The sequence below is a fragment of the Candidatus Binatia bacterium genome, assembly GCA_023150935.1.
Taxonomy (GTDB): domain Bacteria; phylum Desulfobacterota; class Binatia; order HRBIN30; family HRBIN30; genus JAKLJW01.
On the sequence record JAKLJW010000020.1, the window covers coordinates 25742 to 43307 of the forward strand.

14 protein-coding genes are annotated in these 17566 nt (G+C 66.8%); 5 read left to right on the top strand and 9 right to left on the bottom strand.

Going from position 1 to position 17566, the window contains the following annotated elements:
• Nucleotides 1–8 precede the first annotated feature (8 nt).
• Nucleotides 9–2201, bottom strand: a complete 2193-nt coding sequence (locus L6Q96_13045; protein MCK6555485.1) for a right-handed parallel beta-helix repeat-containing protein — start codon at nt 2199–2201, stop codon at nt 9–11.
• A 309-nt stretch (nt 2202–2510) separates the two neighbouring features.
• On the opposite strand from L6Q96_13045, the gene L6Q96_13050 reads away from it, so the two are divergent.
• The gene (locus tag L6Q96_13050) at nt 2511–3560 is read left to right on the top strand and encodes a Fic family protein (protein ID MCK6555486.1); all 1050 of its coding nucleotides are present in this window, start codon (nt 2511–2513) and stop codon (nt 3558–3560) included.
• A gap of 270 nt (nt 3561–3830) precedes the next feature.
• Here L6Q96_13050 and L6Q96_13055 read toward each other — a convergent pair whose 3' ends face one another.
• On the bottom strand, nt 3831–6263 hold the full coding sequence (locus L6Q96_13055; GenBank protein MCK6555487.1) for a CoA transferase: 2433 nt from the start codon (nt 6261–6263) through the stop codon (nt 3831–3833).
• Between the two features lie 194 nt (nt 6264–6457).
• Here L6Q96_13055 and L6Q96_13060 point away from each other — a divergent pair, with 194 nt between their 5' ends.
• A complete protein-coding gene (locus tag L6Q96_13060; protein ID MCK6555488.1) occupies nt 6458–7069 on the top strand; it encodes a hypothetical protein in 612 nt (203 codons plus the stop codon).
• Between the two features lie 133 nt (nt 7070–7202).
• On the opposite strand, the gene L6Q96_13065 is transcribed toward L6Q96_13060, so the two are convergent.
• The 3 genes from L6Q96_13065 to L6Q96_13075 form a co-directional block, all read right to left on the bottom strand.
• Nucleotides 7203–9206, bottom strand: a complete 2004-nt coding sequence (locus L6Q96_13065) for a hypothetical protein (GenBank protein MCK6555489.1) — start codon at nt 9204–9206, stop codon at nt 7203–7205.
• A gap of 139 nt (nt 9207–9345) precedes the next feature.
• Complete coding sequence (locus tag L6Q96_13070; GenBank protein ID MCK6555490.1) at nt 9346–9777, bottom strand: PIN domain-containing protein; 432 nt, start codon at nt 9775–9777, stop codon at nt 9346–9348.
• Nucleotides 9761–10081, bottom strand: a complete 321-nt coding sequence (locus L6Q96_13075) for an AbrB/MazE/SpoVT family DNA-binding domain-containing protein (protein MCK6555491.1) — start codon at nt 10079–10081, stop codon at nt 9761–9763. The genes L6Q96_13070 and L6Q96_13075 overlap by 17 nt, the downstream gene beginning before the upstream one ends.
• Before the next feature lie 108 nt (nt 10082–10189).
• On the opposite strand from L6Q96_13075, the gene L6Q96_13080 reads away from it, so the two are divergent.
• Entirely contained in the window at nt 10190–10885 is a 696-nt protein-coding gene (locus tag L6Q96_13080) for a DUF4336 domain-containing protein (protein MCK6555492.1), read from the top strand.
• Nucleotides 10886–10937: 52 nt separating this feature from the next.
• On the opposite strand, the gene L6Q96_13085 is transcribed toward L6Q96_13080, so the two are convergent.
• Complete coding sequence (locus tag L6Q96_13085; protein ID MCK6555493.1) at nt 10938–11933, bottom strand: NAD-dependent epimerase/dehydratase family protein; 996 nt, start codon at nt 11931–11933, stop codon at nt 10938–10940.
• 72 nt (nt 11934–12005) lie between these two features.
• A complete protein-coding gene (locus L6Q96_13090; GenBank protein MCK6555494.1) occupies nt 12006–12308 on the bottom strand; it encodes a hypothetical protein in 303 nt (100 codons plus the stop codon).
• 101 nt (nt 12309–12409) lie between these two features.
• On the opposite strand from L6Q96_13090, the gene tldD reads away from it, so the two are divergent.
• Both tldD and L6Q96_13100 read left to right on the top strand, forming a co-directional pair.
• Nucleotides 12410–13867, top strand: a complete 1458-nt coding sequence (tldD, locus tag L6Q96_13095) for a metalloprotease TldD (GenBank protein ID MCK6555495.1) — start codon at nt 12410–12412, stop codon at nt 13865–13867.
• Between the two features lie 12 nt (nt 13868–13879).
• Nucleotides 13880–15232 carry a TldD/PmbA family protein gene (locus L6Q96_13100; protein MCK6555496.1) on the top strand — a complete coding sequence of 451 codons (1353 nt, stop codon included), beginning with the start codon at nt 13880–13882 and terminating at the stop codon, nt 15230–15232.
• A gap of 316 nt (nt 15233–15548) precedes the next feature.
• Here L6Q96_13100 and L6Q96_13105 read toward each other — a convergent pair whose 3' ends face one another.
• The gene (locus L6Q96_13105) at nt 15549–15932 is read right to left on the bottom strand and encodes a hypothetical protein (GenBank protein ID MCK6555497.1); all 384 of its coding nucleotides are present in this window, start codon (nt 15930–15932) and stop codon (nt 15549–15551) included.
• Nucleotides 15933–16228: 296 nt separating this feature from the next.
• Nucleotides 16229–17263, bottom strand: a complete 1035-nt coding sequence (locus tag L6Q96_13110) for an alpha/beta hydrolase (protein MCK6555498.1) — start codon at nt 17261–17263, stop codon at nt 16229–16231.
• Between the last annotated feature and the right edge of the window lie 303 nt (nt 17264–17566).

The following is a 17566-nucleotide window of genomic DNA, read 5'->3' on the forward strand; positions in this document are numbered from 1 at the left end:
GCCCGGGCTCAGTCGCTTCGCGCCTTGAGTTGCGTCGACGTTTGCGTCTGCAGCGCCGAGTAGCTTGCTCCCCAGCACTCGCCGAGGCTGTTACGGAGCTGCACCGTAACCGGCGCGACCACTCCCGCGAGCGCCGGTAACGTCACCGCCGCGCTGCCGCCACGCAGCGAGATGCGGGCCTTGCCGCTATCCCCCGCCGTCAAGCGCAGGAGACGCACTCCCCAGGTCCGATTCCGGTCGCTGTAACGGAACCCGGTCCCAGTGGCACTCCAGCAGGCGCGGCTGGCGCAAATGCCTCCGGCCGGCAGCGAAACGTCGAGACGGGGCTGGGGGCCGGCGGATTGATCGTAGATGCACAGATCGAACACGGTGGCACCGGTCGGGTCGCCGAGTGCCGCCGGAGTGGTCGCCGCGCCGCGCATCCACGTCCACGAAAACGCGTCCCGGCTGTCTGGCGTCTTGTCCAGCAGCGTCAGCCGTGAACCGCCGGCGACGGTCGCGGTCCGACAGACCGGCTCCGGCTGCGCCACGCCCACGCAGGTGCCGCTTCCGTTGCAGGCGTCCGAGCGCGTGCAGAGGGTGCCGTCGTTACACGGGTTGCCGGCGAGCTCGAACGTGCACGTCGGCGAGCAGCAGTCGCCGGCTGCAGTGTTGCCGTCGTCGCAGGCCTCGGGTGCGCAGAGTACGCCGTTGCCGCAGGTCGCCGACGGTGTGCAATTGCTGTCGCAGCCGTCGCAGTCGACCAGATTGCCGTCGTCGCAGGTTTCGCCCGTGTCGATCCAGCCGTCGCCGCAAGTCACCTCGTCGGCGCCGAGGTCGACTTGGCCGCCGCTGATTCGCACGGCGCCGTCGATATCGGTTTCGCCGGCTCCCGGTACGAAGGCCGGGTCGCCGGCGTCGACGGCCGGCGAGGTGGACCTGATGTGCAGATTCCCGCCGGCCGGCGCGACCAGTTGCGGGTCCGCAAACAGCCCGTGCGCGTCTTGTCCCGAACCTGTCTGATACGCTGCGAAGCCCGTATAGACCGTGTTGCGCCACACGAAAGTTGCCGCGCCGGCGCCGGCTTCGACGAACCAGAGATTATAGTCGAGCGTGTTGTCGACGTTACCGTTCTCCGAATAGAGGAGGACGTTCTGACCGGTACTGTACGCGACGTTGTTGCGGATGACGTTGGTGTCCGCGAACTGAATCCAGATCTCGCCGATGCCGGTGCCCAGGGTGTCGTTCTGGAAGAGCGTGTTGTTCAGAAAGGCGCTATCGCGGACGCGGCCGACGGACGCATCGTAGCCGCCGAAGACCAGACCGGCTTTGTCGTTGCGGTAGATGAAGTTGTTGCGCACGACGATGCCGCTGGCGACAATTCCGTTGTTCTCGGCGCCGATCTCTATGCCGAGGTCGCACTCGGAGACGACGTTGCGCTCGATGATGATGTCCTTGCCGCCGTCGACGTAAATGCCGCCGGCGTAACCGCCGCCGTAGCTCGAGCGCGCGCGGTAGACCTGATTGCCGCGGCAGACGCCGTTGCGGGCCACCTTCGCGGGATCGGGCTGGATGTCCGTCTCGCCGCCGATAAAGTCGATGCCGATGTTGTCGACGTCGCGCACGATGTTGTTCGTAACCTCGAACAGCTCGACGTTGCCGTTGAGGGTCAGCGCCTCGCTGTGCGCCGGTTCGCAGTCGTAGATCTCGTTGCCGTCGATCACGAGGTTCGAGATCGAGGTTGCCGCGGTTCCGTACACCGTAATGCCCATGGCGTGGTTGCCGCGCATGTCGTGGATGCGGTTGTTGCGGACTTCGACGAAGCTGCCGCTGCCCTCGATTCTGATTCCCGAGCCGTCGTTGACGTTGAGGTTGTTGCGGATCTTGAAGCCGACAACCTTAACGTAGCTGCGCGAGACGAGGTGCATCATGTTCGGCCCGGCGACGCCGGTGCCGTCGAGGGTCGGCTGGTGTCCCGTATACGCCTGTAAGGTGATGTAGGCGCCGGGGGTGCCGCTGCGCGGGAAGGTGAGTTTTTCGAAGTAGGGTCCGGCGGTGTCTTTCACCGAGACCGTGTCGCCGGGCTGGGCGGCGTTCAGCGCGCCCTGAATCGTCGCCACGTCATCGGGCACCACGAACGTCGTCGCCCGGAGCGGCGTCGCGGTGGCCGCCAGAAGAAGCGCGACGGTCGTCAGCAAGCCGGGAAGGGGGGTGCGAGGCATGACTGGCGCATTGTCCGGCCCCGCCCGGTAAAGAGTCAAGGCCGGTGTGGCGGGCGAGTGCGGACAGCTTCCCCCCTGGAGTGTACGAGGTGCGCTTTCGCGTGCAGGACGAGGATCGGGTGTGGGACCTCGCGGCTTCCGCGACCGTCGAAGCCGCGAGGCAGAGGCCGCCGGCGCCGACGACATCAACACGCTGCTGGCGCCAGGGGAAGCGAGCCGGCCCGGCAGCGATATGGGCGCTTATGGGTGAGGTTTTGGTTATAGGCTTTTGGGTGATTATGGGTGAGAATATGGTTGAGAAGGGCTTCTATGCTGACGACAGATACCATAGATATCACCCCGGAATTCCTGGTGCTGATCGCCGAAATCGACGAATTCAAAGGCGCGTGGCGCGCTTTCGGCACCCTCGCGCCTGAGCGCCTGAACGCCCTTCGCCGCGTCGCGACGATTGAGAGCATCGGGTCCTCCACCCGGATCGAGGGCAGCAAGCTCAGCGACCGCGACGTGGAACGTCTCCTCGGCAACCTGCAGATCCAGCCCTTCGCCACCAGGGACGAGCAGGAAGTCGCGGGCTACGCCAAGGTCATGGAAACCGTCTTCCAGTCCTGGGCGGACATTCCGGTTACGGAGAACCATATCAAGCAGGTGCACCGCGATCTCCTGTCCTGCAGCGACAGGGACGATTACCACCGGGGTGCCTACAAGACGACACCCAACAGCGTCGCCGCCTTCGACGACGTCGGCCGCCAGATCGGCGTCGTCTTTGAGACGGCAACGCCCTTCGATACGCCGCGGCTGATGGCCGAGCTGATCGCGTGGCTGAACGAGACCCGCGACACCGGCCGCCTGCATCCGCTCCTCATCATCGGCGTGTTCATCGTGGTCTTCCTGGAGATCCATCCGTTCCAGGACGGAAATGGCCGTTTGAGCCGCGTCCTGACCACGATCCTCTTGTTGCAGGCCGGTTATGCCTATGTGCCCTACAGCTCGCTGGAGAGCGTGATCGAGCACAACAAGGAAAGCTATTATCTTGCGCTGCGCCAGACGCAGGGCACGATCCGCACCGCGGCGCCCGACTGGCAGCCATGGATTCTTTTCTTCCTGCGCGCGCTCCAGCAGCAGAAGCGGCGCCTCGCCGCGAAAGTGGAGCGCGAAAAGATCGTCATTGCCGCCTTGCCCGAACTGGCGGTACAGATCGTCGATCATGCACGCCAGCATGGGCGGGTGACGATTGGTGACATGATCCGCGTTACCGGTGCGAGCCGGAATACGCTCAAGGAACATTTCCGGCGCCTTGTCGCGCTCGGCCATCTCAAGCGGCACGGCGCCCGCAAGGGCACCTGGTACGGCCTGCCATGACAGCGCGCTGATGGCGCTTTGCGAGGGTGGCCACCGCGCACATCCATGAATTTGCGGCGGATGCGTTCCGGCGGAGGGGGGCAGAATCGGCCTTGCGGTGGGGTGTTCGGGGCCCGGAACCTGCCCGGAGGGGCGGCGTCCCGGCGGGCTGCGGGTTAGTGCCGTGCACTACCACCCTCTCGGACAGCCCAGACCGCTCCCCCCTTTTTCGGACACCGCCGCCTTTCCCGGTACGTGTCGAGGCGGGCGAAGCTCCGTGGACAAAAGAAGTCAGGTCAGCGCGCCGCTGGCGGCGATGCGGGCGAGGTCCTCTTCGCTGTAGCCGAGGATCTCCCGCAGCACCTGCACCGAGTGTTCGCCGAGGCACGGTGCGGCTGTGCGTGGGCCGCTGTCATAGCCGCGGATGCGGAACTGATGTCCCTCGTACGGCACTTCGCCCATCTCCGGATGGTGCAGACGGCGAAAGAAGCGCCGGTGCGCGAGCTGCGGATCGGTGAGCAGGTCGCTGGAGCGCTGCACCATGCCCGCCGGGACTCCTGCCGCCTGCAGCCTCTCCATCAGCGCCCGCGGCTCGTGCGTGCGGGTGAACTCGGCCAGCTCGCGGTCGATGCGTTCGCGATGTGCGATGCGGCCCGCGGCGGAGTCCAGCTCGGGGGCCATCGCCCATGCGGGTTTGCCGAGCGCCTGCCGGAGTGCCCGCCATTGCGCGTCGGTCTCGACGGCGATGGCGCACCACTCGTCGGTTCCCGCACACGGATAAGCGTCGTGCGGTGCGGCTCCGGGCGCGGCGTTGCCGGCGCGCCGCGGGATGGCGCCGCTCACCTGATGGTCGAGCAGTTCCGGTGCGAGGAAGTACAGGGACGATTCCATCTGTGCCTGTTCGATACGCTGGCCTTCGCCGGTGCGGCGGCGGTAATCGAGCGCCGCCATCAACGTGGCGCCGAGGAAGCGGGGCGCGATGGTGTCCGTATAGGCGTTGAAGGGCCCGCTGGGCGGACGGTCCGGCCAGCCGGTCACCTCGTAGAATCCGCACACGGCGGCGGCGTGGTATCCGTAACCGGCCATGGCGGCGGCGGGCCCGGTCTGTCCCATCAGGCATGTGCTTGCCATGACGATGTCCGGTTTGATGGCACGCACAACGTCGTAGCCGAGTCCGATGCGCTCCATCGTGCCGGCGGCGAACGAATCCATGCAGATGTCCGCCCATGCGATCAGCCGCTTCGCCACTTCCAGCCCTTCGGGAATCCGCAGGTTCAGCGCGAGGGACTGCTTCGAGGTGTTGAAGGAAGCGAAAAACTGCGACCGGTTCGTGCCGGCAATGCCGTCCTTGAACGGTCCGACGCTGCGCAGGCGGTCGATGGGGTTGGCGGTTTCGACGCGTACCACCGTAGCGCCGTGATCGGCGAAGTACCTGGCGGTGATCGGCCCGACGCCGATCCAGGAGAAATCGGCGATCTTCACGCCGGCGAAAGGCAGCGGCGCCGGCGCCGCGGATTCCCTGGCGGGCTTCCGCGGCGCTGCGGTCGGGGCGGCGGTCAGCACTTCTGTCGTGTGCGCGCCCGCGGCGGGGGCGGGGCGTTCGAGCGCCACGGGGGTTCGAGACGCGCGAACAAAGGCCCCGGGGGCGCGCAGCGGTGCGTGGCCGTCTTGCAGCGGGTACGGCTGCCAGAAATCGCGCGCGTCGAGCTGCGCGAGAGCCAGAACGTCGGCGATGGTATTGACCGGAGCGATCGTCGCTCCGGCGGCGAGGCCGCGAGCGAAGAGATCCGCCTTCGCGTACTTCGCGCAGAAGGCGCTGACCCTTTCCCGTAGCGCGACGAGAGAGTGCACGAGCGGAGCGCCGGCAAGGAGACGCGCCTCGTAAGTCGACCAGTCCTCGGCGCCGAGCCATTCCATGTCGACGGTGCCGTCCTCGAGCATCCAGCTCAGCAGGATGGGTCCGGTGGGGGCACTCATGATCAGGACGACTTCGCCGTCGGCGCACCGGTACACGACCGGAATGTCGAAGACGCCGAGCTGCAGCATGGATCCGTTGCGTTCGATGTCGGCGCCCTGGACGGCGTGCGCAATCATTGCGTTGAGTCCGGTCCAGAAGACCGCGGCCTGCGCCGATACGTCGACGAGCTGCGCGGTGCCGGTCTGCAGGCGGCGGAAGTGTGCGACGAGGGCAGCGACGGCGCTTTCGGCCGCGGCGTGATACCACGTCTGCGGCACGGTGACGCGCACCGGCGGCCGATCGGCGTCGCCGTTAACGGCCATCATGCCGCCCATGGCTGCCAGCGTGAGATCGGTGGCGTGGTGCCGGGCGTAAGGTCCGTCGTGGCCGAAGGCCGACACGGTAACGTAGACGAGCTGTGGATTCGCGGCGCGCAGGGCGTCGAATCCGAGGCCCCGTGCCTCCATGATGCCGGAGCCGGCGTCTTCGAACAGGAAGTCGGCGGTAGCGACGAGGGCAAGGAGATCGGCGCGTCCGGCTGGGCTGTCGAGGTCGAGGACGACGCTGCGCTTGTCGCGGTTGAAGGCGTGGAAGTAAAGGCTGGTCAGGCCGTCAGGCGAACCGGGAGCGTGCGGCGGCGTGCGGCGTGAGGGGCAGCCGCCCGGCGGTTCGACCTTGATGACGTCGGCGCCGAGGCCGGCGAGGATGAGGGGACCGAGATCGCCCCGCCCGGCGGTGAGATCGAGAACGCGATAAGGGGACAACATGGTGGGCTGTGTACACCATGCCCGCGGGTTTGTGGACCACCGTGAGGCGGGTCGGTGGCCGTCGTGCGCCACCCGGGTGCAGCCGCGTGCATTTTCTTCTTGACTGGCTCTCCCCGATGGCGGTACACGTCGACCCAGGTGCAGTCGGGTGTCGGCTTTCCGCAAACTCCGCAACAAAGAGAGGGGTAGAGGAAATGGCACACAGACAGATCCTTGTAACGGTCGGCCTGGCGCTTGTGGGCATGATCGGGCTGGCCACGCCGCAGGCGGCTCTGGCGCAGGCGGCGTACCCGAGCAAAGCGCGGGCGTACAACCTCGAGTTTGCACGCGCTATGGACGAGTGCGTTGGGCCGATCGTCACCGTCCTGAACCCGGGCAGTATCGGCGGCTGCATCCAGGCCAACTCGGTTACGGATTCGGCAATCGGGATGTCGAAGGCCCGGCTGAAAGCCTATTCGAGTAAGAAGGGCGTGAAGATGCTCTTCACGGCGAAGGGAATTACACCTGTCAGTTCGAAGGTTGCATTACAGATCACGTTGCGGACCAGCAATACCCTGGGTACGCCGCCGGGCAGCAAGACGTACGAAGATACGACCATCGTTTGCGGTACGACACCCGGTGCATGTGGCCGGTACTTTCCGGCCTCCTCGACCGGTGACATCAGAGTGAAGCAGAACTTAGACCAGTGCTTGATTTCGAATAGCCTCCCGGCAAGCCTGGCCACCGGTAACGTGCAGTTCTTGGAGACGGTGTTGATTAACTGCGACACCGGTGCGGTCCTGGGAGTGCCCGGGATCGTCAAGTGATCCGTACGGGACCTGCCCCCCGCCGGTCTCGTGGGTGGAACCTGAACGCAGTCTGCCGGTGTGGCGCGCCGGCAGACTGTGTCCTTTGGTCGCCTGCAAACCCGGGATCGCGGGCTGAGTGACGCGCCGGGATTCACCTGGCGTCCTCTCTGCGCCCCTCTGGCTTAAACGAGTACACGACCACCGTCCTGTTCCAGAGGCTGCTGCTGCCGGGCTCCGTGCGCGTATCGAGCGTCGGGGTTAGCACGGTCACGGCGTGGCTGCCGATGCGGATGGCCGTGAAGCCGGGGACCCGGGGCGGGGGCGCGCGGCTTTCTCCGATCCAGTACACGGGCATACCGTTCAACGCTCGCAACATCTGCGCGATGCGTTTGCCGTCGTAGCGCGAGAGCAGGTACCCCGGCAGATCGCGGTCGGCCCAGAGTGCCGGGGCGAATCCCCACGCCGTGAGCGGAGCGTCGAAAAACACGCACGCCCCCGGGGGTAACATCGCCCCCACAGCTTCGATGTGATGCAGGCTGCCTCGATAGTAGGGTGTCCACCGGAGCTGCGCGAACGGGCCCGCCTGGGCGGCGACTGCGAAACAGAAGACCGCCGCGGCGATCGACCAGTGGAGGCGTTGCGCGGCGGTTTGACACAGGAACACGACCCCGAGACACAATGCGGGCACCACGATTGTAGCCGCACGCCGCGCCACCCAGATCGGCACCGGTGTGGCGTTGGGGGCCAGCATGAACTGGACGAATGCCAGCGCCGCCAGTGTGCAGAAGACGCAGCCGGCAAGGTTGGAGCGGCGGACTTGCTTGGCCCAGACGAGCAGCCCGGCGCCTCCCGCGATCAGGGTCGGGACGCCGATATATGCGGCGAGCAGCGAGGTGCCAGTCCATCCGTGCTGCCACTCGCCCCACAGGGACACAGCCGTTGCGAGCAGGGTCACCGGGAGCATGCTCTGGAGGGCCGAGGAGCCACGGCGAATACGCCACAACAACAGGGTACCAATGACCGCGACAAGCGCGGCGAGTACGGCGATGCGAGGCCACGGCGCCCCGGAGAAAATGGCGACGGTTTCCGGCAACAGCGACCGCAGAATCCCCTCGTAGTGGGTGCGAAAATGGATCAGGTGGGCAGCCGCATGCGTCCAGACCAACGCCGCGCACGCGAAGAGCAACAATCGTTGGGTGCGAAATCCTTCTCCCTGGACGAGCCCGAGCGCCAGGGCGACAAACAGGAAAGCCGCGTTTTCGGTCCGCACGAGGCCGGCGATTCCGAACGCCAGGCCCGCCAGCGCGGCATCCGAGCGTCGGTGCGCGGTGGACCAGAACGACAGGCAAGCCAGTCCACCCCAGACAAAGAACTGCGCGGGAATCTCTGGCATGAGGAAACGGGAGTACCAACTCTGTATTGCGGACAGGGACAGCAGAACGAGAAAAGCGGCAGCAGCCCAGCCCCCGCTCACGGCGGCTGCGAATTGCACCATCGCCCACACGCTCAGTCCACCGAACAGCGTGATCGCCCATGGTGTCGCCGCGGAGCCGGCCAGGCCGTGAAACGCAGCGATCCAGACGGTGATGAGGTGGTGAAAGGCCGGGAGCACTTCGTCGGTGTCCATGCCCCGGAGGATGAGGCTACCTGGCAACCGTAAATAGGGCGGTGCCCCGGGAGTCGTCGTCACGGTCGGAAAGAGCCCACGCTTCAGGTCCGGGGACAGCAACTGCAGCGTCGGATCGCGCATGACGAGGCTGCCGTGTCGCGAGAGGTGTACGCCGGCCGCAAGATAACCCGCGGAGTCGGAGCCGAGGAGATGGGTGTCGAGCGGCGGCGACAACCAGAGCCACGAAATCGCCGCTACGCCGAGTCCGGCGAGATCGGTTCGGTTGTACGCCCACGGCGGCCGACGGCGGCGCCACAGGGCCGCCACGGCAGATATGACTGCCTGGGAGATCAGTAGCGCCGGCAGTGAGTACAGGCCGATCTCCGCCAGCACGAAGCCGAGATACGAGGTGCAGCACGCGCTGAGCAGCACCTCGCGAAACAGGCGCGAGCCTCTTTCTTGGCCGTCGCCAGCCCCGCGCAGGAGGAAGTGGCCTGGTGCATACAGGAGCAGGTACGCCGCGACGGGGATAAGCAGCGGTGACATCACGGGTGTGCCGCTCGTAGCCGACACCGGAACCGGACGTCAACCCGCCGCTGACGTGAGCCGCACGTGGGGGGGCGCGCACCGGCAGAGCGTTGCGGCAAGTCTGCGGCCAGTGGGCGGTTCGGTGCCGCGCCGACGGTCAGCGGGTACGAAAGGGGTCGACGACCCGGACGGTACCGTAAAGCCGCCCCTGGGCGAAGTCCTCGCTCAGGATCTCGCGCAGACCGTGGTGCTCCGCGTAGGCCCACAGATGCGCATCGAACCAGGAGAGCTGGTAGGCCGCCGCGCCGCGGAGCGCGGTTCGCAACATGGATTCGTTCGGGTAGAGGACCTCGAACTGGCTCAGGAGATCTTCTGCCTCGTGCCGGGCCTCGTCAGGCGTGAGCAGCGGATTGCCGTCGAGCAACGGACGAGTCACGACGGCAACGAACTCGACGATGGCTTGATGGGGAAGACGGAGCGAGTCGTCGGCGATCCCGCGCCGCAGCAACTCGGTTGCGATTCGCTGCTTGTCCGGGAACCGCGGGTCGAACCGATAGACCAGGACGTTGGTATCAACCAGCGCTGCCACGGTCGTACAAATCGTCCCGCCGCCAGCCTCGGTCCCGTGTCCGCGCCGTCTTGCCCCTGGCTTTCTGCTGGCGAGCCTTCTGCCGCTTGCTGGCCAGATCGAAGAGCTCCAGCCGCGCGGCGATGATGTCCCTGGCAAGCGGGCTCCGGGGGTGCGGCGTTGCCTTGCAGACGCGCACCGCGCTGCCGGCGGGAATCCATTCGATGTCGTCTCCGGGCCGAATACCGTATTCCGCCGCGATGGCTTTCGGGACGGTGACCTGCAACTTGCTGGTTACCTTTGCCACCCGTCCTTGATACGGCAAGGACGACATCCTTGTCAACGTCGCGACGCAACTCACGGTTGTTTCCGTGATTCCGATCAGTCCTTTTCGTTGCTATACGCGCTCGAATCGGCGAATGGAGAACTGGCCATGCCGCGCGCGCTGCGACAGTTGGCAGAGAACCTGTGGGTCGCCGAACGGCCACAGACGTTCTACGGACTGCCTGTGGGTACGCGTATGACCGTGATGCGGCTGCACGGCGAGCGCTTGCTGCTGCACTCGCCGGTGGCGCTCGACGCCGAGCTGCGCCGTCAGCTCGATGCGCTGGGCCGGGTCTCCTACGCGGTGGCGCCCAACCGCGTCCATCACCTGTACGCCGGCAGGGTCGCCGAGCACTATCCCGGTGCGCGTCTGTGGGTGGCGCCCGGGCTCGACCGCAAGCGTCCCGACCTCGTCTTCGAGGGGGTGCTCGGCGACGTCGCGCCCGAGGAGTGGCATGACGAGATCGAGCAGGTGTTCTTCCGAGGCCGACCGTACGAAAACGAGGTGACGTTCTTCCACCGCGCCAGCCGCACGCTCATCCTGTGTGACCTGGCTTTCAACTTCGGCCCCCGTGCCGCTTTCACCACACGCCTGCTGATGAAGCTCCTGCGCAGCTACGGGCACCTCGGTCCGTCGAAGCTCGACCCGTTGCTGATACGGGATCGCGCCGCCGCGCGCGCAAGCCTGCAACGCATTCTCGCCTGGGACTTCGATCGCATCGTTGTCGCGCACGGCGAGGTTCTGGAAGGCGGCGGCCACGCAACCCTGCGACAGGGGTATGAGTGGCTATTGTCCGAACCGTGACCGGACCGGCGATTTCCCCGCAACCTTTCCGCTTCTCGGTGCTGTTGGGGGACTACGCCGCGTTGCGCAGGAAAGCGATGGCACGACGCATGCCGTCCTCGACCCCAAGGCGCGGTGTCCAGCCGAGTTCACGACGAATCTTCGCCGTCGACAGGTGAAACTGCTGCCCGAAGGCCTTGACGTCGGCGGTGGTCAACGGCGGCGCCCCGCGCAGGTGAGCGAGCCGCCACACCAGCTCGCCCGCCACGGCGACGGCGTACGCCGCGGCGTAGGGGACGTGCCGCCGGGGTGGCCGGACGCCGATCGCGGCGGCGATCTTTGCGCACACCTCCTCCAGCGTCGGCCCGTCGCTGTCGTCGTGCACGATGTATGCCCGATCTCGCGCCGCGGGGTGCGTACCGGCGAGCACGCAGGCGTCGACCATGTTGTCGATGTAGACCCAAGGTAACTTCGCGCCGCGAAACCAGAAGAACATCGCGCCCCGGCGAATGGCATCGGCCAGCGACGGAAAGAACGCGCGGTCGCCCGGTCCGTAGATCCAGCCCGGGTAGACGATCGTGAGCGGGAGGCCGCTTTCGCTCGCAAACGATCGCAACCATCGTTCGGCGGCGATCTTGGTGTCCGCGTACGGTTCGCCCCACTCGCGCAAAGGGCTCGACTCGTCAAGCGGGCGCTGACCGTCCGGAAGTCCGAAGACGTCGCTGGTGCTGACGAGCACGAAACGGGCGACGGCGGCTTCGCGGGCCAGCCTGGCCACCACCTGAGTGCCGCCGACGTTGACGGTGTAGAAGCGCTCCCAGGGTGCCCACGCATGCACCAGAGCGGCGGCGTGAAACACGCGCGTCGCTCCGGGGAACGCCGCCGCAATCGATGTCGGGTCGGTAACGCTGCCGGGGAAGACTGCGAGTTGCGAATGCGTGGTGCCGAGCGCCTCGAGGGTGCGGCGCTGCGGGTCGTCGGGCAGTACGATGGCGCGCACGGCGTCCCCGTCGGCGAGCAGGCGCCGCACCAGGGCGAAGCCAAGGAACCCGGCCGCTCCGGTGACCACGGACGTCGCTCGCGCAGGCGCTGGCGTAGCGGTTGGCACCCGTGGCCTCTCGGCGGTCGGTTGCGCCGGCGATCAGTTAAGCACGGTGAGGAAGACGCGCAGCAGTTCGTGGCGGGCGTGTTCGGGCACGTCCTCGTCGGATAGCCGGGTCAGGTCGCTGCGGTACCAGTTGCAATCGCGCACGTAGTAGTGGCTGAAACCCCGGTCGAAGGAGATCGTTGCGCTCAGGGCATAGTCGCCGATGCGGGTGGCGACGACGCTGTTGTCGTCGGCGAGGAAGAAGCGACGGTCGTGCATGGCACGGAAAACGTTGACTCGCAGCCCGGCGTACCGGCGCAGACACGACCACCGGGGCTCGACCGAGGGGCGACTCATTGCGTACGACTCTTGCGTGGGACTGTCACGCAGCTAGCTCCACCCAGATCCGTATGCTACCCGGAATCCATTCGCGAAGGCAAGATACAAGGACGACAGGTATGAGCGATTTTGATTTCGCGCCGCGCGAACCGGCGCGTTTCTTTCTCGAACGATTCGGGCTGAGCGAGAATTTGCTCGCCGATACGGTCGGGGCGGCGATCGCCCGGCGCGCCGATTACGCGGATCTGTACTTCGAGTTCCGGACGGTGCGCACGCTGGGCCTCGAGGACGGTCTGGTGAAAACCGCCGGCGCGCATATCGCGCAGGGGGTGGGGGTGCGTGTCGTCGCGGGCGACAAGACCGGCTACGCGTACTCCGACGAGGTAACGGTCGAGAGCTTGCGACTCGCTACGCGCACTGCCGGGGCGATTGCGGACGAAAGCGGCGAGACCGGCGTCGCGGCGGTGAGCGCAGCGCGGCCGGCTCACGACCTGTACGCGCTGGCGCACCCGCCGGTCGAGACCCCGCTGACCGACGGAATCGATCTGCTGAGCCGGATCGACGTTGCAGCGCGCCGCCAGGATTCGCGTATCAAGAACGTCATCGCCGGGCTCGGCATAGAGCAAAAGATCGTGTTGATCGTGAACTCCGCCGGTGTTCTGGTCGGCGACGTCCAGCCCCTGGTCCGGCTCAACGTGACGTGCATCGCGGAGGACGGGGGCAAGCGACAGCAAGGGACGTTTGGCGGCGGCGGTCGGGTCGCCTACGAGTTCCTGCTCGCCGAAGAGCGATACCTGCGCTACACGCGCACCGCCGTCGAGCAGGCGCTGCGCAACCTACACGCCGTCGATGCCCCGGCCGGGACGATGACCGTGGTGCTCGGCCCCGGCTGGCCCGGGGTTCTGCTGCACGAAGCGATCGGCCACGGCCTCGAAGGTGACTTCAATCGCAAGCAGGTGTCGGCCTTCAGCAGTCTGCTCGGGCGGCCGGTGGCGTCGCCGCTGTGCACGGTCGTCGACGACGGCACGATCGCCCACCGGCGCGGCTCGCTCAACGTCGACGACGAAGGCACGCCCACCGGCCGTACGGTTCTGATCGAGAAGGGCATCTTGCGTGGGTACCTGCAGGACCGCCTGAACGCCCGCCTGATGGGCATGCCCCTGACCGGCAATGGACGCCGCGAGAGCTTCGCGCACATTCCGTTGCCGCGCATGACCAACACGTTCATGCTGGCCGGCGAGACGCCACCCGAGGATATCGTCCGCTCCGTCGATCGCGGCCTCTACGCCGCGTACTTCGGCGGTGGCCAGGTCGACATCACCAGCGGGAAGTTCGTGTTCTCGGCGAGCGAGGCGTACCTCATCGAAGGGGGCAAGCTGACGCAACCGGTGAAGGGAGCGACGCTGATCGGCAACGGACCCGACGTGCTCACCCGCATCAGTCTGGTGGGCACCGATCTCCGGCTCGACGAGGGCGTCGGCACCTGCGGCAAAGACGGCCAGTCGGTGCCGGTCGGTGTAGGTCTGCCGACGGTGCGCATCGACGGGTTGACCGTCGGCGGCACGCAGGCCGGGTAACGGGAGAGTGCGATGGCGGAACAACCGTTGAGCGACATCGCGGAGTTGTTGCTGGCCGAGGCGGAACGTGCCGGGGCGACCGCGGCCGACGTCGTGGTTGCCGAGGCCGAGTCGCTGTCGGTCGGGGTACGGCTCGGCAGCATCGAGAAGCTCAAGCAGGCACGGCAGAAGCATCTCGGGTTGCGGGCTTTTGTCGGCGAGCGGAGTGCCGTGACCTCGAGCGCCGACTTCTCCCGCGATGCGCTGCTGCGACTGGCGGCGGATACCGTGGCGCTGGCCCGCGTGATTGCCGCCGATCCCTGTGCGGGGCTGCCCGCGCCGGCCGAGCTGGCGACGACTATCCCCGATCTCGACCTGTACGACCCGGCGGTCGGTCGGCTGACACCGGAACAGGGTGTGGCGATGGCGACCGAGGCGGAACGGGCGGCGATGGCGGCGGATGCGCGGATCGCGAACTCGGAGGGTGCCGAGTTCGGAGCGTCGACGAGCCGCGTGGTGTACGGATCGAGCCCGGGCTTCCGCGGCGAGTACCGCGACTCGGGCGTGTCGCTATCCGTGGTGCCGGTGGCTTCCGAGAACGGCTCCATGCAGAGGGATTACTGGTATTCGTCGCAGCGGCGGGTGGATCGTCTCGAAACGCCGGAACATATCGGGCGCACGGCGGCGGCCCGGGCGCTGCGGCGCCTGAACGCCCGCAAAGTGGAGACCTGCGAGGTGCCCGTGGTTTTCGACCCGGAGATGGCGGGCGGACTCCTGCGGCAGCTTGCGGCGGCCGTCTCGGGATACGCGTTGTACAAGGGGACATCGTTCCTGATCGACAAGCTGGGTACTCGCATCGCCCCCGAGCACGTGACGGTGGTGGACGACGGAACCGTCGCCGGCGGGTTGGGGTCGAAGCCATTCGACGGGGAGGGGCTGCCGACGCGGCGCACGACGGTCGTCGACCGCGGCATTCTCGCCAGCTACCTGTTCGATACTTACTCGGCGCGCAGGTTGGGGGCACGCAGCACCGGCAACGCGGCCCGTTCGGTCGGCGAGGCGCCCCGGGTTGCCCCGACAAACCTTTTTCTCGTGGCCGGCACGCACACGCCGGAGGCGATCGTAGCGTCGGTCGAGCGCGGCCTTTACGTGACCGAGTTGATCGGTTTCGGTGTCAATCCGGTCACGGGGGACTACTCCCGCGGGGCGGTCGGGCTCTGGATCGAGGGCGGCGCGCTGGCGTATCCGGTGGAGGAAATCACGATAGCCGGCAACTTGCTCGACATGTTCGCAAACATCGATGCGGTCGGTACCGATCTGGAGATGCGGCACGCGGTGTCGGCGCCGACCATCCGCATTGCCCGCATGACCGTCGCCGGCGGCTAACGCAATCCCGATTCGTAGTCGGGATGCGAGTTTCCTGCCGAGCCGCGACGGTCTGATGACGGCTCGGCGGGAACCTCGCCCTCCCGTGACCTGACCAGCCCGTTCGCCCCGAGTAGGAGCCCTTCCCCTGGGCTCCGTATCGAGGGGCGCGCCCCTGCCGAGCCTGTCCCTCGATACGCGCCAGAGCCCTTCGATACGCCGATTGAGAAGACATCGGCTACTCAGGGCGATCGGGTCATCGAGAAGGCGCTACTTGTATGTTGGGGTTGTGGGGAGCCGTTCTTCGCGCCGTGCGCGCACACTCGGAAATCGCAAATCAGGGCTCTCGGGGCGGGGTGCCGATGGTGCGCGGCAGTGCCTCCAGCAGTCCGACGGCGAGGCCGACGCTGAGCACCAGGTCGGCGAGGCTGAACAGGGCTTGATCGGGCGGCAGGAGCACGACGACGTCGTAGCCGTCGTTGATCGTCTTGAGCGCCGAAAGAAGGATCGCGGCGTAGATGGCGCCGCGATTGCGGGCCGGGTCGCGGGCGGCGAAGAGAAAGAGGGCGCCGAGCACGAGCTGGCCGATGGCCAGATTGCGGGCCAGGCTCTCGGTTACCGGCAACACCGCCACGGTCCCGACATACACGGTGCGGAAGGCCAGAAGGACCACCGCCCAGGCAAGCGACACGGCGCCGGCAAGTAGCAACAGGGGCGTCACAATGTCGCTTCTGCGCATATCGGCGGCCGGGGATCAAGGCGCGCGGGCTTCGTACCCAGACCGGTCGAAGTCCGTCGCCGGCCGGCGCTGCGAGCGGCGGGAAGTCGGGAGTTCGCCAGCCGGATGCGACGTGGGCCGGGCCCCCGGGGACCATGGTTGCAAGATCGAGACGATCGCGGACCCTCGTGTGCTGTGCGAGCACGCAGGGGCGTATTCCGCCCGTTTGGCCGGCGAAGACGAAGCCGCGGACGGGAAATGGAATCGCTCCGGTGGCGGAAGTGGCGGAAGGGCAGGGATTATCGCAGGGGGTCGCGGTGCGGCTGTGCCAGGGGCAGCAGCTTCTCGATCAGGCGCGCCTGAAATTCTTCCGGCGCCTCGATGGGGACGAAGTGACCGGCATCGTCGAACCACACCATTTCCACGTGCGGTGCCTGCAAGCGTGTCGACCATTGCTCGACCAGCTCGAACGGGGTGTTGTAATCGTGCCGGCCGGCGAATAGGAACACCGGCACCTCCAGACGAGGGACGGTCGTAAACAGGTCGACGTGCAACCGATCGGGCAACAGAACCTCGAGGCTCTGCCGGAAGCAGCCCGCGTAGGACAGGCGGGTCGACAGCGTGTACTCGCGTCCGAATAGCAGCGCTGGCAACACCTCCTTTGCCCGCCGCGTGTTATAGATCTCGCCGTCGTAGTGACTGAGCCAGTCGCGCTGGAGCTTGAATTCGCGCTGCGTCTTATATGGCGGGTGGATCGTGGCCAGTTCGCTCAACGCCTCCGTGTTCCCATCGCGTCTGGCTTGCTCCACCACCCAGTCGTACGAGATCTGCTCTTGTGCGTCACGATGCACGAGCTGGCCGACTCCGATGTAGGCGTAGAACAGATCCGGCCGGCGCTGCGCAGCCAGCGCTCCGACCAGGCTGCCCCACGAATGGCCAAGCAGGAAGATCTTGTTGCCGTTGCCGAGTCTTTCCGCCAACTCGATCGTATCGCCGACGATCCGTTCCAGCGTCAGACTGCTCCAGTCGACGCCGTCACACGACGCGCCGGCGCCGCGCTGGTCCCAGTGCGCCACCACGAAATGCTTCTCCAGCTCAGCGGAGTATGTTCGCGCGATCGGCAACTGCGCACTGCCGGGACCGCCGTGGACGTACAGGAGGACCGGGTTGCGGCGATCGGCGCCCCGCAGCAGCACCGTCTGCGGAAAGCCGCCGAGGGTAATGCGGCGCAGCTCGGCGATCGCTCGCTCGCCGTCGATCGAAGCCGTGCCCTCCGGCACCCACCACCATACTCCCAGGGCAACCGCCAGCCCGCCCAGGAGGTACGCTACCAACTTGCCCAATCGTCGGAGCCAGGCTCGCGTCACGCCCCGTGGCCTACCACGAGCGGCCGGAACTTTCGAATGCTCGGTCGCCATGCGCGGACTAATTTACAATTCCCGAGTTTGCGGGCATGGCGCGAAGAAATCAGCTGGGGAGGGCGAGGCTCCCGCCGAGCTGCGACGGTCTGATGACGGCTCGGCGGGAGCCTCGTTCTCCCGATCGAGTTGTGGCGGCGATGGGCTTCGACGAGATCGCGGCTTTCGTGGGTTGGGCCGCCTCTGCTAGACACTGGGCGTGCGGACTGCGATCGGGGG

What these genes read in the sequence shown, in the direction of transcription:
- L6Q96_13090 (MCK6555494.1), bottom strand. Translation starts at nt 12,308, where the DNA reads ATGAGTCGCCCCTCGGTCGAGCCCCGGTGGTCGTGTCTGCGCCGGTAC.
- L6Q96_13080 (MCK6555492.1), top strand. Translation starts at nt 10,190, where the DNA reads ATGCCGCGCGCGCTGCGACAGTTGGCAGAGAACCTGTGGGTCGCCGAA.
- L6Q96_13065 (MCK6555489.1), bottom strand. Translation starts at nt 9,206, where the DNA reads ATGTCACCGCTGCTTATCCCCGTCGCGGCGTACCTGCTCCTGTATGCA.
- L6Q96_13050 (MCK6555486.1), top strand. Translation starts at nt 2,511, where the DNA reads ATGCTGACGACAGATACCATAGATATCACCCCGGAATTCCTGGTGCTG.
- L6Q96_13060 (MCK6555488.1), top strand. Translation starts at nt 6,458, where the DNA reads ATGGCACACAGACAGATCCTTGTAACGGTCGGCCTGGCGCTTGTGGGC.
- tldD (MCK6555495.1), top strand. Translation starts at nt 12,410, where the DNA reads ATGAGCGATTTTGATTTCGCGCCGCGCGAACCGGCGCGTTTCTTTCTC.
- L6Q96_13100 (MCK6555496.1), top strand. Translation starts at nt 13,880, where the DNA reads ATGGCGGAACAACCGTTGAGCGACATCGCGGAGTTGTTGCTGGCCGAG.
- L6Q96_13045 (MCK6555485.1), bottom strand. Translation starts at nt 2,201, where the DNA reads ATGCCTCGCACCCCCCTTCCCGGCTTGCTGACGACCGTCGCGCTTCTT.
- L6Q96_13055 (MCK6555487.1), bottom strand. Translation starts at nt 6,263, where the DNA reads ATGTTGTCCCCTTATCGCGTTCTCGATCTCACCGCCGGGCGGGGCGAT.